Here is a 13,602-nt window from a genome sequence, read left to right as displayed (position 1 = left end):
ACGTGGACGACGGCGCTGGCGACGGTGCCGCCCGCGTTGTGGGTGACGCCGACGCGCGGGTCCGACAGCGCGTCGCTGTTGGCGTGGTCGCCGCGGAGCAGTTTCGTCATCTCGACGATCTGCGCGCCGCCGGTGGCGCCGACCGGGTGGCCCTTCGCCTTCAGACCGCCCGAGAGGTTGACCGGCAGGTCGCCGTCCCGAGTCGTCTCCCCTTCGCGGGCCGCAGAGATGGCCTCGCCCTCCTCGAACAGGCCGAGCGACTCCAGCGCCATCACCTCGGCGATGGTGAAGCAGTCGTGCACTTCGGCGACGTCCACGTCGTCGGGGGCGACGCCGGCGTCCGCGTAGGCCGCCTCGGCCGCCGCGTCCGCGGCGGGCGTCCGCGCGAGGGCGTCGCGGTCCTGCAGGGCGAGGTTGTCGCCGCCCTGTCCGCTGCCGGTGACGGCGACGGGCGCGTCCAGTCCGTGCTCCTCGGCGTAGTCGTCGCTGACGAGGACGACGGCGCTCGCGCCGTCGGTGATGGGGCAGGCGTCGAACAGGTGGAGAGGCGTCGCGACGGGTTGGCTCTCCATCGCCTCCGCGACGGTTATCTCGCGGCGGTACTGCGCGTACTCGTTCGGGACGGCGTTCGCGTGGTTCTTCACCGCGACGTGCGCCAAGTCCTCGCGGGAGCCGCCGTACTCCTCGAAGTACGCCCGAGCCATCAGGGCGTACGCCCCGGGGAACGTCATCCCCGCCCGCACCTCGAACAGTTCGTCGGCGGCGATGGCCAGCGACTCGGTGACTTCGGTCGTCGGGAGGTTCGTCATGCGCTCCATCCCGCCGGCGAGGACCACGTCGTGTTCGCCCGCGCGGATGGCGTGGACGGCCTGTCTGACCGCCACGCCGGCCGAGGCGCACGCCGACTCGTGTCGGGTCGCGGGACAGTCCAGACCGGCAGCCTCCGCCATCAGCGGTCCCTGATGGCCCTGTCGCTCCGCGAGCGACCCCATGAAGTTGCCGTAGTGGAGGGCCTCGTACGCGTCGCGCGCGACACCGGCCTCCTCGCGCGCCGCGAGAGCGGCCTCTGCGAACAGGTCGCGGCCCGTTCGCTCGGGCTGTCGCCCGAACGGGGTGAGGCCGACGCCGGCGATTCGTACGTAGTTCATGGATAATTGTACGGGTAAAGAGGCGTATGAAGGTGCCGGAATCGGTGGGTTTCGACGCCCGACCGGGACGCCGGGTCGCGAGCGACGAATCCGGCGGCCCGCGGGGGGCACCGTAACGTTCAGTGAGCGGACGCGAGAGATAGGGGTATGACAGACTGGATCGGCGAGACGTTCACCAGCGACTTCGGATGGAACCACCTCGAGTCCCTCGTGGACGTCGGCGACCGGATGGCCGGGTCGCCGGGCGAACGCGAGGCGATGGAACTGACCCGCGACGCACTCGAACGGGCGGGCGCGCGCGACGCCCGCATCGACCCCTTCGAGATTCAGGGGTGGGAACGCGGCGACAGTCGCCTGTACGCGGGCGAGACGACGCAGGACTGCATCGCCCTCCCGCGCAGTCCGTCCGACGCGGCCACCGGGGAGTTCGTGGACCTCGGCTACGGCCTCCCCGAGGACTTCGAAGAGGACCTGTCGGGGAAGGTGGTGATGGTGTCCTCGACCGTCCCCGACCACTACGAGCGGTTCATCCACCGCCGCGAGAAGTACTACCACGCCGTGGAGGCCGGCGCCGAGGCGTTCGTCTTCGCCAACCACGTCGAGGGCTGTCTGCCGCCGACGGGGAGCGTCGGCACCGAGGACGCCCCCGTCGGCGACATCCCCGCCGTCGGCGTCAGCAAGGAGGTCGGGGCCCGTCTCGTCCGCCGCTTCGAGGGCGAGGAGGTGAGCGTCGAGGTCGACTGCGAGACGCCGGACGCCGACAGCGGCAACGTCCACGCCGAACTCGGCCCCGACACCGAGGAGGAACTCCTCGTCACCAGCCACCTCGACGCGCACGACATCGCCGAGGGCGCGTGGGACAACGGGTCGGGCACCGCGATGGTGGTCGAACTCGCGCGCGTCCTCGCCGAACGCGAGGACGAACTCGACACGCGCGTCCGCTTCGTCGCCTTCGGCGCGGAGGAGGTCGGCCTCGTCGGCTCTGAGCACGAGGCGGACCGCCTCGGCGACGACAGGGAACACGTCAAGGCGGTCGTCAACAGCGACGGCGTCGTCTTCGGTCGGACGCTGAAGTTCAACACCCACGGCTTCGACGAACTCGAAGCGGCGGCCGAGTCGGTCGCTGACCGGTTCGACCACCCCGTCTCCGTCGTCCCCGACCTGGTCCCGCACAGCGACCACTGGCCGTTCGTCCAGTGGGGCGTGCCGGGCTACATGGTCTCCTGCGAGACGGAGGGGCGCGGCCGCGGGTGGGGGCACACGTTCGCCGACACGTTCGACAAACTGGAGGTGCGGAACCTCCGCGAACAGGCGATTCTGCTCGCCGAACTCGTCGTGACGCTCGCCGACGCGGACACGGAGACCCACCACAAGGCGGAGGCGGAGATCATCGAAGCGCTGGAGGACGAGGACCTCGCGGCGGGGATGAAGATAACGGGCGACTGGCCCTACTGACGGCGGAATCGGCCGGCGGCGGTGAACCGCCGGGTCTTTTACCGCCCCGAGCGTACCCCCGCCCCATGTGTGAGCGCGGGAACCGGGGGCCCGGAGTGTGAGCGGCGACGCACCCGTCGTCGTCGTTCGCGGCGACGACGCGGACGCGAGCGCAGTCGCCGAGTCCGTGACGGCGGCCGGCGGCGTCGTGGTCGACGGGAGCGACGGCGGGACGCCCGCCGCGGACGCGTCCGACGCCGACGCCGTCCTCGCGGTGGGCGAACCGTCGCTGTTCGCGTTCGCCGACGAGGTCCCTCCCGCGCCGATTCTCCCCGTCGCCTGCGGCGTCGGCCGGTCGCTCTCCCGCGCGGACGTCGCCGCGGCGGTCAGAGCGCTCCGGACGGGAGCGACGCGAACGGTCGAACACCCGCTCCTCACGGTCACCGTCGACGTGCCCTCGTCGGATCCGCGCTCGCGGACGTGACGCTGATGACGGACGAACCGGCGCGCATCTCCGAGTACGCCGTCTCGACGCCCGCGGAACACGTCGGGACGTTCCGCGCCGACGGCGTCGTCGTCGCGACGCCCCTCGGCAGTACCGGCTACGCGCACGCCGCCGGCGGGCCGATTCTCGCCCCCGAGACGGGCGTCGTCGCCGTCCCCATCGCGCCGTACACGACCCTCCCGGACTCGTGGGTGCGGCAACTCCCCGTCACGCTCTCCGTCGAACGCGACGAGACGGACGTCTCGCTCATCCTCGACGACGAAGCCGTCGCCGACGTGCCCCCGCACGCGGTCGTCGAACTCGCGGCCGACGGCACGCGACCGTTCCTGCGACTGACCGAGCGAGCGACCGACGCCGCGTAGCCGTCGCTCAGAACCGAGTCGTCACGATTGCGTCGTCTGGCGAGCCTCGCGACGCGAGTTCGGACGGGGCGACGACGCCGGACTCGTTCGAGGCGGCGTCGGACGCGCTGAGAGTTCGAAGCGAGAGAGCGAGAAGAGGGGGCGGCCGTTCAGACGACGAGGTTCCAGTAGTCCGCGACGAGGAAGAACAGGCTCTGGTACGCGGCGTACATGAGGACGAGGACGGACGCGCCCAGCGCCGCCTTGGGTCGTTCGAGGTCGAGCGACTTCGAGCGCGCCTCGACCTGACGCGACTCGAACTCGAAGACGTCGGCGAGGAACAGACCCAGCACGAGGACGGACAGCACCGTGCCCGCGTGGGGTTCGAGGAGCAACAGCGCGAACGACGCGAACACGAGCAACAGCGTCGAGGCCGTGTGCGGGAGGTACCGCGAGAGCGCCTCGTCGTCGTCGTCTCTGACCTGCTTGACGTGCGAGCGGTGCGCGAGCAGACGCGTCACGATGTTGACGAGGACGAGGCCCAAGATGACGTACTTGAGCACCGGTTCGACGGCCTCCAGCGCGTCGAGCGGAACGAGGAACTGTAACGGTTGCATACTTCACCCTCGGTGTAGGACTCATTAGAGTTTTTCCAATCCGACGCGCCGTCTGGGGCGGCGGCGGGGCTGTCGGTCGGCGAGAGAACACGGCCGGCGAGCGACCGGCGAAGAAGTCGCGGTCCGTCTACGCGCGCCGCTCTCTGAGCGCTTCGCGGGTCTGTCGGAAGACGGGGATGAGAACCCAGAACGTGAGCGCGCCGAGGAGGGCGAACCAGAACAGCCCGTCCATCAGGAGGACGCCGATAGAGTCGAACAGGGTACCGCCCGAGGTGACCGGCTCGATGAGCTGTCTGCTCGTCTCGAAACTGCTCGTTCGGTACCAGCCCGCGAGCACCATCAGCCGAGTCCGGCGGCGGTGAAGATACCGAGTCCCTTGATGAACTCGTCAGCCATTGTTATTCTGAGTCTTCGTCGGAGTCCTCTTGAGACTTTCCCATTCCGCGAGCGCGGAACCGCGTTCCGAGCGTGTACACGCCCGCGCCGAATCCGATGACGGCGAGGCCGACGATAGCGAGGGCGGTACTCACGACGCCGTCCGCGATGGAGACGCCGAGCACGGAGAGGCCACCGGTGACGATGGACCCGAGGAAGCTCACGTTCAGCGTCGCCGCGTCGAGGAGCATGAACCCGAAGACGACGCTGACGACGGCGATGAGCGTCGAGAACACCGTCACGGTCTTGTAGAGTCGCATCGGGACGACGACGTCGCGCCGGCCGCGCTCCGTGCCGTCTCGCTGTGTAGATTCGGCGCCCGTCGTCCCGTCTCCGTCGGTCATCGGCGAGAGTTAGGGTGGGAAGGAAAAGGGCTTTTCCGTGTGCCGGCGTCGCGTCCGCGACCGGTCAGCGGCTCACTTCGGCGGCCGGAGGCGGTAGTACCGGCGGTTCAGGTCGTACATGTACCCCTCGCGCATCGTCTTCAGCACCGCGTAGGTGACGACGCCGCCGACGATGGGCGCGAGGAACGTCAGGTCGAACAGCGTGTCGACGTTCCCGGGGTAGAGGTTCTTGACGGCGAGGATGCTGATGGTGAACGCGAACAGGACGCCGCCGACGCCGACGGCGGCCCAGAACGGTTCCTCGACCGGTCGTCGCGCGCTCCCCTTGTTGAGGAACGGCACCATCGCGATGATGCCGACGACGATGATGTTCGCCACGACGCCGTACGTGCGGTCGGCCAGCAGCTTGGTTCCGCCGAGGATGCTCAGTTCGGGGTTCAGCGGACCCAGCTTGAGCAGGCCGAACGACCAGTAGAGGTACCAGTCGGGCAGGATGATGGCCGGCGTCGAACTCGGGTTCGCGGGCGGGCCGATGTGCGGCGGGAGCGTCGCCGAGAGGAACAGGATCATCCCCACGAAGAAGCTCGTGATGGCGAGGTTCCGGATTATCTCGTGCGGCCACGTCGGGAACGCGAGCACGTCGCGTTCGACGTAGTCGGACTCCTGCCGCAGGTCCTGGTCTTCGCGCCGGGAGCGCTCGAAGTACTCGTACGTGAGGCGGGAGAGGCCGACGGAGCGCTCCTTGCGCTCGCGCCACGTCGGCGTCTCGTCGTCCGGCGCGACGATGCCACTGCCGTCGGTCTGAATCTCGTCGTCGGTTGGGTCTGTTTCCGTCATTGTTCTATCAGTGTGGTTCCGCGATGCCCTGCACCCACACGATGCCGATGTGGATGGCGATGAGCGTGGTCACGACGAACGGCAGCAGGAAGACGTGGATGATGTACATCCGCTGCAACGTCGCCTGGCTCAACGAGAACCCGCCGAATAGGAGCTGTGCCGCCCACTCGCCGATGAGGGGGATGGACAGCGCCATCTCGACCCCGATCTGACCCGCCCAGTAGGCGAGCTGGTCCCACGGTAGGAGGTAGCCGGTGTACCCGAACACCATCGTCAGGCTGATGAGGATGATGCCGAGCAGCCAGTTGAGTTCGCGCGGTTCCTTGTACGCTCCGGTGAAGTACACTCGGAGCATGTGGAGGAACACGGCGGCGACCATCACCTGCGCGGACCACCGGTGGATGGACCGGAGCATGAACCCGAACTGGAGTTCGGTCATGATGAACTCGATGGAGTTGTACGCCGTCGAGGGGTCGCCGGTGGTCGCCGGGGAGTAGTAGAACCCCAGTAACGCGCCGCTGATGGCGGCGACGACGTACGAGAGCGTCGAGAACAGTCCCAGCGTGTACAGCGGGTACCAGTACCAGAACTTGTTGTCGAGGTTGTACTGTTCGGTGTGACTCTTCGGCATCTGGAGGTTGACCCGGTAGTAGAGGGTCTCCATCAGTTCCAGATAGTCGACGATGCGAAGCCGCTTGTCGAGCCAGATGAGCGTCGTGAGGAACGTGGACTCCACCGGCGTGAGGTCCTTCTCCTTCATCCAGCCCTTGTGGTCGTGTTCGTCTTTTCGTTCTAGACTCATTGTTATCTCTTGTAGTACGGGTAGACGGCGCGTTTGACCTGGTCCCACGCACCGGTCCCGAGTTCGGTGCCGTCGACGTCCTCCTCACGGACGTAGAGGTCTTCCCACTTCCGACGACGCTTCTTCACGATGACCACGTCCGGGAGGAACTCCTTGCGGTACAGCGCGAGGATGAACGCGAGGTCCACGAAGATGACCGCGAGGATGGCGCCGAGGAACATGTTCCCGGTGTCGGACAGGCCCCATCCGGAGACCAGCCCGTAACTGAACAGGAACACGAAGACGACTTCGATGATGGTCAGGAGCACGATGGCGATAGCTGCCGCCGTGCTCTCCCGCGCCGGTTCGTACCGGTGGATGTCACCGTAGGTGCTGCCACTCGACGACATTATCCGTTCCTCCCCGTACCCGTGTGTGGGGACTCACCATACTTCAAGATGTAGAACGTGAAGATGGCGGTGACGATGATGCCGAGGATGGTCGCGGCGCCGACCCAGTGGGCCTGAATCGGGACGCCGAGTTCCTCGAGTTCCTTCTCGCCGCCGCCCTCTCCACCGCCGGGGTTCTCGGTGACGATGATGGTGCCGACCATGCCCGCCGACTGGTGCGGCGTGCAGTGGAAGGCGTACTCGCCCAACGTCTCGAAGGTGTGCGAGTAGGTGAACCCGGTGTTCTCGATGGGCTCGTGCCCCTCCCAGCCGGCGTCCTCGGGCTGGCTGTCGACGACGATGTTGTGGTTGTCGGACTCCCAGACGAACTCCACCGTCGTTCCCGGTGCGATCTCCAACGGCTCTTCGGTGCCGGGCGCGTACACCAGCGACCCGCCCGGGCCGACCTCGACGGTCTCGGTGACGCCGCTGCCACCGCCGCCTCCGCTGCCGCCCGTCCCGGTACCTGTTCCTGTACTCGTTCCCGTGGCGGTGCCAGTCCCGTCCGACGTCGAAGTGCCCGTCTCTTGGGCGACCCCGACTCCGGCGGCGGCAGATGCCGTCGCGGTGGCGGCAGGGACGCTTGCCGCTCTCAGAAAGTCCCGCCTTTTCATACAGAATTTTCTCAGGATGGAACGCGCTTAAACCCACCGACTTCCCCCCTCATCGCCCGATGACGCCGTCTCGGGGGACGGCGGCCCGCGGCGTCAGGTGCCGCCGAGACGCCCGTCGCTCGGGGCGTCGCCGTCACCCTCGCTGGATTCGAGCGGCGTACCAGACGCGTCGTCTATCGGAACGAAGTCCGGGCGTCCGCCCTCCCGGAGCGCGCGGAGTCGATTCCGGTACTCCTCCGAGCGGAACCGGTCGGAGAGGCGGGCGTGGCGACGACGAGGAACAGGAAGAAGCCGATGAGGAGGAAGAACGCCGCCGCGACGGGCGGGACGATGTTCAACTCCCCGTTCGAGGCGAACGGGATGAGGCCGGTGAACAGCCACAGACCCAGCAGCACCAGACCGCCGATGATCTGTCCGGCGGCGATTATCTGCAGCATCGTGTTGCCGAGTTCGCTCGACCCCTCGGACACGGCGTCGGGGTCCGGGAGCGCGAAGTTCTCGGGCGGGTCGGCCACCTCGAAGTCGTCCATCGAGCAGAGGACGAGCGTCGGTTGCACGTCGCGGTAGACGGTGCCCTCGCCCTCGATGTCGCCGTCCGCCGAGACCAGCGCGTACCCCTCGTCGGAGTAGACGAGGACGTGCGGTTCGCCCTCGACGCTGACGCGTTCGACCACGCCGAATATCTCCCGGCGGGCGACGCGGTTCTCAGTTCCTTCTCCACGCGCGCGAGGAGTTCTTCGCCGACGACCCACGAGTCGGGGTCGAACGCCGCCTCCCACTCTTCGGCGGTCATCTCCGCCATCTCCGCCGGTCCGAAGTCGTCGAAGTCGTACTTCTCTTCGACTTCCCGGCGCAGTGCGTCGAGTTCGGCGTCCTCGGGGTCTTCGGGGTCCGTCCGGCGTTCGGCGCGTCCGTCCGAGGCGTCGGCCATCGGGGGAAATTCGCCCGCGACGCTGTTAAGCCCTCCGACGTGCGCGCTTCGGTCCTGCTATCGACCCTCGTTCGCCGCGCCGGAGTCGGGCCATTTAGGCCGCTCGACTCCTAACTCTCACCGATGGTATCCGAGTCGGCCATCGCGACGGGTGCGGCGTTGATGGTCACGGCCAGTTTCCCCTTCTACATCTACGGTGCGTGGATAATGATAGACGCCGAGACGGTGACGTGGGACGTTCTCGTCTACCACCTCAAGTTCATCGTCCCCGGCCTCGTCCTCAACACCGTCCCCGTCGTCTTCTGGATGGCGCCGCGCCTCCTCTCGCAACTCGGCGGGCTCTCCGCGCTCCACGCGGTCCTCGGTCTTCAGGCGTACGCGATGCTCGTGTTCGCACTCACGGGCATCGTCCGCATCTTCCAGGCCAAGCGCAACGCCGACCTCTACCACGACCCCGACAAGGACGTGGACCTGGACGACCTGCACGAGAACATGGGCGCGTGGCGCGGCCGCCTCCGCATCGGCGTGTTCGGCTACGTGCTGTTCTGGATTCTCGCCTGGTTCCTCGGCATCTACCAGTACGCGTCGGCGTACGTGTTCTGACGCGTCGTCGCCGCCGCGTCACCGACCCTCACGACGACACCACAGTCCCTCACCGCGCCATCGTCCCGCACCGCGCCGTCGTCCCGCACCGCGTCGTCACCACGCTTCGCCGCTGGCAAGGTCGACGTCGTGGTCCAGTTTGGAAGACGGACAGACGTCCTCCAGCACGCAGTCCCCGCAGTCGGGGTTGCGCGCGTCGCAGACGGCCCGGCCGTGGCTGATGAGCAGGTGCGTGAACTGCTGCCAGTCGTCTTCGGGGACGACGGGCATCAGGTCCGTCTCTATCTTCTCGGGGGCCTCCTCCTCGGTGATGCCGAGGCGACGCGAGAGGCGTCGGACGTGCGTGTCGACGACGATGCCCTCGACCACGTCGTGGCCGTGTTGGAGGACGACGTTCGCCGTCTTCCGCCCGACGCCCGAGAGGGCGGTGAGTTCGCTCATCGTGTCCGGCACCTCGCCGTCGTGTTCCTCGACCAGCGTCCGCCCGGTGGACTGCAGGTAGCCGGCCTTGTTGTTGTGGAAGGTGATGCCGTAGATGTCCTCGGCCAGTTCGTCGACGTCCGCCTCGGCGTAGTCCTCGGGCGTCCGGTACTTCTCGAACAGGTCCGCCGTGACCTCGTTCACTCGCTCGTCGGTACACTGCGCCGACAGGACGACGGCGACGAGCAGTTCCAGTCGGGTCGAGAAGTCGAGCGAGATGGTCGTGTCGGGGTACTCCTCGTACAGTCGGTCGAGAATCTCCCGAACCTGCGCCTCTCTGGAGTCCAGTGGCGTTCCCATACACGGTCGTTCGCGCGTCTCGTGTTGAGTGGTTCGGGTTCGGTGCGGTCCGCACGAACTCGTCCGTCTGTCCGTCCCTCGCCCCCGAACGGGGCCGCGACCCGTCGCCGGTCCGACCCTCGGCCACGGGTGGCACAAACTTACGTCTCCGCTACGTACGCGTCCACATGGAATCCGGTTCATCCGGAGAAGAGGACCTCCCCGTCGGCGAGGGCGAGAGAATCGTCTCCGAACCGGCGGAGATTCTCGAACGCGTCTCCGACGGCTTCTACGCGCTCGACGACGAGTGGCGCATCAGGTACGTGAACGAACGGGCCGAGGAGTTCCTCCGGCGGTCGGAGGACGAACTGCTCGGCCAGTCGGTCTGGGAGGCGTTCCCCGAGGCGAGGGAGAGTCCGCTGTGGGAGCAGTACCACGAGGCGATGGAGACGCAGGAGTCGGTCACCTGCGACTTCTACTACGAACCGCTGGAGAGTTGGTTCGAGGTCAACGCCTACCCCTCGGAGACCGGCCTCTCGGTGTACTTTCGCGACGTGACCGAGGCGAAAGAGCGCGAACGGGAACTGCTGGAGACGCAACGGCGGCACCGGACGCTCGTGGAGAACGTCCCGAACGGAGCCGTCGCGCTGTTCGACGAGGACCTGCGATTCCTCGTCGTGGGCGGCGACGCCGACGACCTGGACTCCATCGAGGCCGACCGACTGGAGGGGATGACCCTGTTCGAGGGAGTGGACCCGGAGGTGGCCGAACGGGTGGAACCGCACTATCGCGCCGCCCTCGACGGCGAGCGACGAACGTTCGTCCACACGCTCGACGGACAGGTCCGGACCGTCAGAACCGTGCCCGTCCGGGGAGAGGACGGCGACGTCATCGCCGGACTCGCCATCTCGCAGAACGTCACCGACCAGGTCGAGCGTCGGCGCGAACTGGAGAAGCGGTCGCGTCAGCAGGACGTCGTCGCGAACCTCGGGCGCATGGCGCTGGAGAACCCGCCGCTGGACGACCTGTTCGACAGGGCGACCGAAGCCGTCGCCGAGACGCTCGGTAACGAGTACTGCAAGGTGTTGGACCTCGACCCGAACGGCGAGGAACTGCTCCTGCGCTCGGGCGTCGGGTGGAAACCGGGGTACGCGGGCGAAGCCACGGTGCCGAACGACGCGGGGTCGCAGGCGGGGTACACGCTCCGGTCGGCCGAACCCGTGGTCGTCGAAGACCTCCCCGCGGAGGACCGGTTCTCCGGGCCGGACCTGCTCGTCGAACACGACGTGCGGAGCGGCATCAGCACCATCATCGGCCCCGCGGCGAACCCGTGGGGCATCCTCGGGACTCACGACACCGAGCGACGGTCGTTCGACGAGTACGACGTGGACTTCGTCCAGAGCGTCGCCAACATCCTCGCCAGCGCCATCGAACGCCGGGAGACCGAACGCGAACTGCACGCACAGCGGAACCGACTGGCGGCGCTCAACGACCTGAACTCGCTCGCCCAGCAGATCTCGGAGTCGGTGGTCAAAGAGTCCAGCCGCGAGGAGATAGAGCGCCTCGTCTGCGAGGAACTGGCCGCTTCGGATTCCTACGTGTTCGCGTGGATCGGCGAGGCGGACGAGTCGGGTGGCGAAGTCCTCTCGCGCGCGGAGGCGGGCGTGGAGAACTACGCGTCGAAGCTCTCGCTCCGCCTCGACGAGGAACCGGGGCGGTCCGGCCCGACGGCGCAAGCGCTACTCACTGGCGAGACGCAGGTGGTTCAGGACGTGCGGGAGAACGCGAACTACGCGGGGTGGCGGGAACACACCCGCGACCACCGCTACCGTTCCTCGGCGGCCATCCCCATCGCGTTCCAGGGCACGCAGTACGGCGTCCTGAACGTCTACTCCGAGCGACCCGCCGCGTTCGGCGAGGAGGAACGGACGACGCTCTCCCGACTCGGGACTATCGTCGGCCACGCGCTCCGGTCCGTCGAGCGCGACAGGCGACTGCGCGAGAGCGAACGCCGCTATCGCACCCTCGCGGAGAACGTCCCGAACGGGTCGGTGACGCTCGTCGACAGGGACCTGCGCTACGTCCTCGCGGCGGGGTCGAACTTCGACGACCTCGGCGTCGACACCGAGGCGATAGAGGGTTCACACGTCAGCGAACTGTCCTACCTCTCGGCTGACGTCCGCGAACGGATGCGCGAAGCGCTCGAAGCGGCGCTCGACGGCGAGACGACGACGGTCACGCTGGCGTACGACGGGAAGGTGTACGAGTACCGGGCGGTTCCGGTCCGCGACGGCGAGGAGATTCGCGCGGCGATGTCGCTCTCGCAGGACGTCACCGAACGCGTCCGGCACGAGGAGGAGCTCGAACGCGAACGCGAGCGGCTGGAGCTGATGAACCGCCTCATCCGTCACAACCTCCTCAACAGCCTCAACGTCGTCGAAGCGCGTCTGGCGTTCCTCGAAGGAGAGGTCGAGGGCGACGCCGCCGAGCACTTGCGGACGGCGCGCAACCGAACGGAGTCGATGGTTCAGCTCGTCGAGACGATTCGGTCGCTGATGACGGCCATCGCCGACCGGGGCGAACTGGACCTCGAACCCGTCTCGCTGAACGACGTCGTCGAGCGCGAACTGGTGGCCGCCCGCGAGATGTTCCCCGACGCCGAGTTCGACGCCGAGATGCCGCGGGACGTCGCCGTCGCGGCGAACGAACTGCTCGAGGAGGTGGTCGAGAACCTCCTCGTCAACGCCGTCCAGCACAACGACAAACCGACGCCGGAGGTGACCGTCGCCGTCGACGCCGACGAGGAGACGGCGACGCTGACCGTCGCCGACAACGGGCCGGGCGTCGCGCCCGACATGGAGGCGAAACTGTTCGACAAGGGGGCAAAGGGGTTCGACAGCCCGGGCACCGGTTCGGGCTCCACCTCGTCCGCGAGATAGTCGAAGCGTACGGCGGCGACGTGAGCGCCGAGAACCTGACGCCCACGGGGACGAAGTTCGTCGTCACGCTCCCCCGCGCGGACGGCGACGCGTCGGCGTCGTAGGGCGTAGCCGACGCCCGCCGAGGCGTATGGATTAAGTCGCCGGCCCCGAAACCGAAGCGGCATGATAGACATCGACGCGGCCCCGTGGCGCACCGGCCTCGCCACCGCCGCCGGCTACGGCGTCCTCCTCGTCGTCCTGTTCGTGGCGCTGTTCGTGGTTCCGTACCTCGTCGCCGTCGCCCTGTAGCGGGCGGTCACGGGGCCGCGACTCGTCGCCGGTCACGCTCTGACGGCCGCGCCGCTTCGGGGACATCGAGCGCGTGAAAATCGAACCGTCCGAACTGGTGGTTACGCGAAGGCGCGCGAGACGTCGCCATCCTCGTCCGCCTCGGCCTGAATCTTCTCCCACGCGGAGACGAAGTCGGTCATGTATATCTCCGTGCGGTCGTCGCGGATGGCGAACATGCCGGCCTCCGTGCAGATGGCCTTCACGTCGGCACCGGAGGCTTCGTCGGCCATCTCGGCGAGTTGCGCGAAGTCAACGTCGTCGTCGACGTTCATGTTGCGCGTGTGAATCTGGAAGATTATCTCGCGACCCTCGGAATCGGGCTTGGGCACCTCGATGAGGCGGTCGAACCGGCCCGGCCGGAGGATGGCGGGGTCGAGCATGTCGAAGCGGTTCGTCGCCGCGATGATGCGGATGTCGCCGCGTTCCTCGAAGCCGTCCATCTCGCTGAGCAGTTGCATCATCGTCCGCTGGACCTCGGCGTCGCCGGACCGTCTTCGAGTCCGTGCGCTTGGAGGGCGGATGGCGTCTATCG

13 protein-coding genes and 4 pseudogenes are annotated in these 13,602 nt (G+C 67.7%); 6 read left to right on the top strand and 11 right to left on the bottom strand.

Annotated elements, in window-relative coordinates; all coding sequences use genetic code 11:
* A partial coding sequence (locus GJ632_RS11970) for a thiolase domain-containing protein (protein WP_191453039.1) occupies window positions 1-1,148 on the bottom strand: 1,148 nt, incomplete at its 3' end.
* Between the two features lie 147 nt (window positions 1,149-1,295).
* Between GJ632_RS11970 and GJ632_RS11965 the strand changes: the two genes are divergently transcribed.
* The 3 genes from GJ632_RS11965 (at window position 1,296) to GJ632_RS23730 (ending at window position 3,449) form a co-directional block, all read left to right on the top strand.
* On the top strand, window positions 1,296-2,603 hold the full coding sequence (locus GJ632_RS11965) for a M28 family peptidase (RefSeq protein WP_191453038.1): 1,308 nt from the start codon (window positions 1,296-1,298) through the stop codon (window positions 2,601-2,603).
* A 97-nt stretch (window positions 2,604-2,700) separates the two neighbouring features.
* Window positions 2,701-3,066, top strand: coding sequence for a hypothetical protein (locus GJ632_RS23735; RefSeq protein WP_231751522.1), 366 nt, complete (start codon window positions 2,701-2,703; stop codon window positions 3,064-3,066).
* 5 nt (window positions 3,067-3,071) lie between these two features.
* Complete coding sequence (locus GJ632_RS23730; protein WP_231751521.1) at window positions 3,072-3,449, top strand: hypothetical protein; 378 nt, start codon at window positions 3,072-3,074, stop codon at window positions 3,447-3,449.
* Window positions 3,450-3,598: 149 nt separating this feature from the next.
* On the opposite strand, the gene GJ632_RS11955 is transcribed toward GJ632_RS23730, so the two are convergent.
* The 8 genes and pseudogenes from GJ632_RS11955 to GJ632_RS11920 all read right to left on the bottom strand — a co-directional run bounded on the left by GJ632_RS11955 (window position 3,599) and on the right by GJ632_RS11920 (window position 8,436).
* Window positions 3,599-4,045 (bottom strand): hypothetical protein, encoded by a 447-nt coding sequence (locus tag GJ632_RS11955; protein ID WP_191453037.1) that lies wholly within the window; start codon window positions 4,043-4,045, stop codon window positions 3,599-3,601.
* 127 nt (window positions 4,046-4,172) lie between these two features.
* Window positions 4,173-4,441 (bottom strand): annotated as a pseudogene (locus GJ632_RS11950) (hypothetical protein).
* A 2-nt stretch (window positions 4,442-4,443) separates the two neighbouring features.
* Window positions 4,444-4,824 carry a hypothetical protein gene (locus GJ632_RS11945; protein WP_191453036.1) on the bottom strand — a complete coding sequence of 127 codons (381 nt, stop codon included), beginning with the start codon at window positions 4,822-4,824 and terminating at the stop codon, window positions 4,444-4,446.
* Window positions 4,825-4,896: 72 nt separating this feature from the next.
* Entirely contained in the window at window positions 4,897-5,661 is a 765-nt protein-coding gene (locus tag GJ632_RS11940; RefSeq protein ID WP_191453035.1) for a cytochrome bc complex cytochrome b subunit, read from the bottom strand.
* A 7-nt stretch (window positions 5,662-5,668) separates the two neighbouring features.
* Window positions 5,669-6,463, bottom strand: coding sequence for a cytochrome bc complex cytochrome b subunit (locus GJ632_RS11935; protein ID WP_191453034.1), 795 nt, complete (start codon window positions 6,461-6,463; stop codon window positions 5,669-5,671).
* Between the two features lie 2 nt (window positions 6,464-6,465).
* Window positions 6,466-6,852, bottom strand: coding sequence for a hypothetical protein (locus tag GJ632_RS11930; protein WP_089805315.1), 387 nt, complete (start codon window positions 6,850-6,852; stop codon window positions 6,466-6,468).
* Window positions 6,852-7,505 carry a plastocyanin/azurin family copper-binding protein gene (locus GJ632_RS11925; protein ID WP_191453033.1) on the bottom strand — a complete coding sequence of 218 codons (654 nt, stop codon included), beginning with the start codon at window positions 7,503-7,505 and terminating at the stop codon, window positions 6,852-6,854. Before GJ632_RS11925 ends, GJ632_RS11930 begins: the two co-directional genes overlap by 1 nt.
* A gap of 93 nt (window positions 7,506-7,598) precedes the next feature.
* A pseudogene (locus GJ632_RS11920) lies at window positions 7,599-8,436 on the bottom strand (hypothetical protein).
* Window positions 8,437-8,559: 123 nt separating this feature from the next.
* Between GJ632_RS11920 and GJ632_RS11915 the strand changes: the two are divergent.
* Window positions 8,560-9,039 carry a hypothetical protein gene (locus tag GJ632_RS11915; RefSeq protein WP_089805320.1) on the top strand — a complete coding sequence of 160 codons (480 nt, stop codon included), beginning with the start codon at window positions 8,560-8,562 and terminating at the stop codon, window positions 9,037-9,039.
* Window positions 9,040-9,135: 96 nt separating this feature from the next.
* Here GJ632_RS11915 and nth read toward each other — a convergent pair whose 3' ends face one another.
* Window positions 9,136-9,819 (bottom strand): endonuclease III, encoded by a 684-nt coding sequence (nth, locus tag GJ632_RS11910; protein WP_089805324.1) that lies wholly within the window; start codon window positions 9,817-9,819, stop codon window positions 9,136-9,138.
* Window positions 9,820-9,986: 167 nt separating this feature from the next.
* Between nth and GJ632_RS11905 the strand changes: the two are divergent.
* Window positions 9,987-12,841 (top strand): annotated as a pseudogene (locus GJ632_RS11905) (PAS domain-containing protein).
* Between the two features lie 61 nt (window positions 12,842-12,902).
* Complete coding sequence (locus GJ632_RS24760; RefSeq protein ID WP_255473563.1) at window positions 12,903-13,028, top strand: hypothetical protein; 126 nt, start codon at window positions 12,903-12,905, stop codon at window positions 13,026-13,028.
* 101 nt (window positions 13,029-13,129) lie between these two features.
* On the opposite strand, the pseudogene GJ632_RS11895 reads toward GJ632_RS24760, so the two are convergent.
* A pseudogene (locus GJ632_RS11895) lies at window positions 13,130-13,602 on the bottom strand (AAA family ATPase); the annotation flags it as partial.

The organism is Halogeometricum sp. CBA1124 (assembly GCF_009741955.1).
GTDB classification, from domain to species: domain Archaea; phylum Halobacteriota; class Halobacteria; order Halobacteriales; family Haloferacaceae; genus Halogeometricum; species Halogeometricum rufum.
Note: the sequence above shows the minus strand (reverse complement) of the source record. Positions and strands in the feature narration are given on the sequence as shown.

Coding starts and splice junctions, on each gene's coding strand:
- GJ632_RS23730 (WP_231751521.1), top strand. CDS start 3,072: ATGACGGACGAACCGGCGCGCATCTCCGAGTACGCCGTCTCGACGCCC.
- GJ632_RS11925 (WP_191453033.1), bottom strand. CDS start 7,505: ATGAAAAGGCGGGACTTTCTGAGAGCGGCAAGCGTCCCTGCCGCCACC.
- GJ632_RS11965 (WP_191453038.1), top strand. CDS start 1,296: ATGACAGACTGGATCGGCGAGACGTTCACCAGCGACTTCGGATGGAAC.
- GJ632_RS11955 (WP_191453037.1), bottom strand. CDS start 4,045: ATGCAACCGTTACAGTTCCTCGTTCCGCTCGACGCGCTGGAGGCCGTC.
- GJ632_RS11915 (WP_089805320.1), top strand. CDS start 8,560: ATGGTATCCGAGTCGGCCATCGCGACGGGTGCGGCGTTGATGGTCACG.
- GJ632_RS11930 (WP_089805315.1), bottom strand. CDS start 6,852: ATGTCGTCGAGTGGCAGCACCTACGGTGACATCCACCGGTACGAACCG.
- GJ632_RS11940 (WP_191453035.1), bottom strand. CDS start 5,661: ATGACGGAAACAGACCCAACCGACGACGAGATTCAGACCGACGGCAGT.
- GJ632_RS11945 (WP_191453036.1), bottom strand. CDS start 4,824: ATGACCGACGGAGACGGGACGACGGGCGCCGAATCTACACAGCGAGAC.
- nth (WP_089805324.1), bottom strand. CDS start 9,819: ATGGGAACGCCACTGGACTCCAGAGAGGCGCAGGTTCGGGAGATTCTC.
- GJ632_RS24760 (WP_255473563.1), top strand. CDS start 12,903: ATGATAGACATCGACGCGGCCCCGTGGCGCACCGGCCTCGCCACCGCC.
- GJ632_RS11935 (WP_191453034.1), bottom strand. CDS start 6,463: ATGAGTCTAGAACGAAAAGACGAACACGACCACAAGGGCTGGATGAAG.